At 45.3% G+C, this 3,890-nt stretch carries 5 protein-coding genes; all 5 read left to right on the top strand.

The window, feature by feature from the left end; genetic code table 11:
• Positions 1 to 141 precede the first annotated feature (141 nt).
• The 5 genes from O2597_RS18490 (at position 142) to O2597_RS18470 (ending at position 3,704) form a co-directional block, all read left to right on the top strand.
• Positions 142 to 447, top strand: coding sequence for a hypothetical protein (locus O2597_RS18490; RefSeq protein WP_269527251.1), 306 nt, complete (start codon positions 142 to 144; stop codon positions 445 to 447).
• A gap of 71 nt (positions 448 to 518) precedes the next feature.
• Positions 519 to 929 carry a hypothetical protein gene (locus O2597_RS18485; RefSeq protein WP_269527249.1) on the top strand — a complete coding sequence of 137 codons (411 nt, stop codon included), beginning with the start codon at positions 519 to 521 and terminating at the stop codon, positions 927 to 929.
• 606 nt (positions 930 to 1,535) lie between these two features.
• Positions 1,536 to 1,976 carry a hypothetical protein gene (locus O2597_RS18480; RefSeq protein WP_269527247.1) on the top strand — a complete coding sequence of 147 codons (441 nt, stop codon included), beginning with the start codon at positions 1,536 to 1,538 and terminating at the stop codon, positions 1,974 to 1,976.
• A 704-nt stretch (positions 1,977 to 2,680) separates the two neighbouring features.
• Complete coding sequence (locus tag O2597_RS18475; protein ID WP_269527245.1) at positions 2,681 to 3,151, top strand: hypothetical protein; 471 nt, start codon at positions 2,681 to 2,683, stop codon at positions 3,149 to 3,151.
• 28 nt (positions 3,152 to 3,179) lie between these two features.
• Positions 3,180 to 3,704 carry a hypothetical protein gene (locus tag O2597_RS18470; protein ID WP_269527243.1) on the top strand — a complete coding sequence of 175 codons (525 nt, stop codon included), beginning with the start codon at positions 3,180 to 3,182 and terminating at the stop codon, positions 3,702 to 3,704.
• Positions 3,705 to 3,890: the final 186 nt, after the last annotated feature.

The following is a 3,890-nucleotide window of genomic DNA, read 5'->3' as shown; positions in this document are numbered from 1 at the left end:
TTATTGAAAGAAATATGATCACCTCTTCGATTGAAGACAGGGACTTTTATATCCTTATCCAAATGACAACAAAGAGCGATCCAGCCACAGGTGGCAACGGCTGATCGCCGCGCCACTCTTTGACGTTCTGCAAAGTAACGTATGAAAGGAATCCTCCAAGAGGTCGACATGCACATTATTGTGCTAGGAATTATTGTATCCCTAGTTTTGCCCGCCCTCTTCTTAGCAATACCGGCCTTCCCTAAGGAAGAGAACTCCACCATATTCATAGCCACCTCTTTTGGCGTAATGCTCCTACTTCTAGAACCTTCAATTCTAACCCGAACAATTGAAAGAAAGAAGAATCACCTTGGGCATGCCAACTACTTCATTGTGAACACATTCATTGCACTTCTTTTCGGAGTTGCTACAAGTTTAGCCGCTTTAAGCCTCTTCCCCGAAACCTAAAAGCAGAACAAGACGCTACTGGACAACGTCGCTAACGCGCCGTCGCCAGAGCTCATACGTTCTACGAAGAAATGATGGAAGCAATCCAGCACCCGATTCACGAAATAATTCTATTTCTTGCATTATTTTTCGCCCCTGAAGACGCGACTTCTATTCGCATCGAATACCTCAATGCGTATCGCGGTATGGGCACGACAATCTTAGACAAATCTCCTTATGAAAAAAAATCGTGGATTGAAGCAACAGTTCCAGCAGGTCACTCCGTTGAGCTAAAGAAAGAGAGCCTCAGAAGAGGAAAAGAAATAACAGAATTAAGTGCATACACTAGCGCGGTAAGTGAGCACAACTGGTGCGATTCAAGTATACTCGAACTACCTAGCAATTCTGACGTTTTGAAAGTAAAAGATGGCTATTTGTTTTTCCCCACTGGCATCGAAAATCCAAAAGACAGATACACTATCACATATATCTCGGCTGAGTAGAACCAGACGGCACAGGTCAACCCATGTAACCCGCCCGAAAATCCGAGAATCACTTTAACCACAAACCCTTCAGGCTGGGTGCCTGGCCTCCACGTTCTGCGAATGAAATGAAAAACCAAGGACTAGTCGGATGGCTTCTGAGAAAGATGGTCCCATTCTGGATCATTTGCGCTGCCATTGGATTAGTAATTGGCTATCTGTCGGCGCAGTCGGAGGCCTCAAAAAGAATAATCGAATTGAGCTTCAGTATTCCATTCTGCCTACTGACCATCTTCTATTTTTACTGCAGCGTCCGTAGGAATGAAAAGCACGCTTACCAGTGGTCCATGGTTGAACGTCTCGGAATCGCATCTTCAGCTTTGGGTTTAGCGGCTATGTCATTTCGACTACTCGTCGGAGGCTCCGTTGGAACAGTGTGGCTCTATGCGATATTTTTCTTTGTCTTAGTGTTTGTAGTCAGACCCGTGCTCGAAGAGATTGGATGGAAACGAAAGGCAGAACCAGCCGGCTCAGGTCAACCCATGTAACCCGCCCGGAAATCCGATAATCACTTGAACCACTAACCCGTCAGGCTGGGTGCCTGGCCTCGACGTTCTGCAGATAAAAATGAAAATAACATCACGCATCATCGCATTATTAATGTGCAGCCTATTCTCAAGTTGGGCACAGGCTGCAGAGTATGAATCAGGACTTCGATTAGATTTCTGGCTGAAGAATTATTCCGTCCATAGCCAACGAGCCGTAATTGTTCTTCCGGGTGTCGAAATCGCAAATCCAGCCAGCCTCAACGGAAAAATGCCACCTCCAAGCCAAGAGAATACTTTTCCAACAGAATTTCAGCAGGCTTTACTTGAGACACACGGAATAGAACTTATTCTTCTGCGAGACGACTTGGCAGTGTGCAAATGGACAGAAAAAGAAGAATATAAGGCCGAGAAACAGCGGACTAAGAGCGAATTAGCAGCTATTGGTTTATCTGAAGAAAAAATCCCTGAACGTATTGTTGCCGACGCACGACTGACTGTAAAAGTTGAATCAACTCAATGAAACAAACCGGCAGAACCAAGCGCAGTGAGCAATGTCGCTAACGCGCCAACGCGCCAACGCGCCAACGCTCATGCTCGACGTTCTGAATAAAAATGAGAAGAAAAAGGAAAGTCAGGCTCTGGATATTGTGCTTAATTCCGATCATCATTGGTGCCATTCTGTCCGTAGAAATGGGAAGTGGAGACTTCTTTGATCCCAATGAAATAGTTCCTGTCTTTATCGTCGTAATTATCGGAATTTTCATAGTTCGAAGACAGATCAAGAAGCAGGAAGAGAAAGAGAAGTCACGTGCTCAATGACTGCGAATCGTGAAAGTCTACACAACTTAAAATGGTCAGAACCAGAGGAGGTGAGCAACGGCTGAAGCCGCCGCTCACTCCATACGTTCTCAGGAAATTGATGGATACGAAAGCTCTACATTCTCTCCTCCTTGCTCGTAGCATTCCAGAAGACGCCTACTCTTTGAGCGGCGGGCTACCGAACGAAGCTTACTGCTTGGATCGGCAGGACGACGAATGGATCGTTTACTATAGCGAGAGGGGATCCCGCACCTCACTTGAAAAATTCAATACAGAAGAAGAGGCCTGTTGCTGTCTTTGGGAAGCGATACGCAAAGGAATCTTGCAAGAACCAAACCTATGAGAACCATCGTGAGCAGGCAATCGGAGCAAGCTCCGCCGCCTGTCGCGCACGTTGGCTAAAAAATGAATCCTATCTCCACAGATAATTTAGACCGCCTCGACCCCACAAAGCAGGAAGAGAAAATATCAGCGTTCCCACTTATCGGAAACGTATTAGGGTATGCCATGGAGCGGATGCGATTCGAACCCGTGGAAAAAGAGATTAACAGAACTCTAAAAGAGAGAGATGAATCAGAGATCAGAAGCGCGTGGAGCGGTTTTAATCGAGATGTAGTCGATACACTTCTCGAAATCCTAAAGAAAGAAATGGGATGGAAGAAGCCACACTTCATTCCGGATGATCCTACACGAGTCGCTTTATGGGCTCATGTAGATGGGATGGACACAGTTGAAGCTTTAATGCAGTTGGAGGAACGTTTTAAAATAGAATTTGAAGAAGAGGAATTAACAGACGAGAGCACTCGAACCCTTCGGGGCTTAGTTAGACTTATTGAATCAAAAAGAGCCAACCAGGCGAGAGTGGCAACGGCATAGCCGCGCCACCTCTTGACGTTATGGAAACATGAAAACTAGAACACCCAGCGAAGACCACCTGAAGGTTATCGAGAAGATCAGTAAGAGGTCTCCCGAACTAGTCGAAGAAAATGAACATTTCTCCATTTATCAAATAAGAGAATATCCGAATGAGTTAACGACGCTTTTCACCGACGGGCTATCACCACACATTTATACGATGTGGCGCGGAAAGGAAAGTGGGGTCGAACTGACACTTACAACCGAAAAGGCTGAAGCCAAAGAAAGAGCAAAAGACCTTTTGAATGCACTAGATGACAGTTTAAAAGCCATAAGAGAAAAAGAAAGAAGACCAGCTATAGAATACAATGGAATCTATGCACCTGGCTACCCACCTCACTTATTTTTCTGCGAAGAACTTTCATTGACTCCGAAAATGTCGGGTCAGAAAAAGGTTTGTGATAGGTATGTAAGATGGCTCGCTGCCATTCCTGTTTCGGATGCAGAGCTTCGTATTTATGATCGGTCTCCAATTGAATTAATCTCAACCATCAAGAATGGAAGGAACCCATAACCAGTCGGGAGATGACAACTCCGAGTAGCGCTGCCGCGCTACTCTCCACGCATCCCCTTTACGATGGGCAAAACAAAAAAATAAAGTGAGCTACACTGTTGAACAGATGAACGAGGAGCGGGAGTCTTTTGGTCCATATCGCTATACAATCTCAAAAGATAATAAGGAAATTGCCATTTTCTCACA

This window comes from Coraliomargarita parva (assembly GCF_027257905.1).
In the GTDB taxonomy this organism is placed as follows: domain Bacteria; phylum Verrucomicrobiota; class Verrucomicrobiia; order Opitutales; family Coraliomargaritaceae; genus Coraliomargarita_A; species Coraliomargarita_A parva.
Note: the sequence above shows the minus strand (reverse complement) of the source record. Positions and strands in the feature narration are given on the sequence as shown.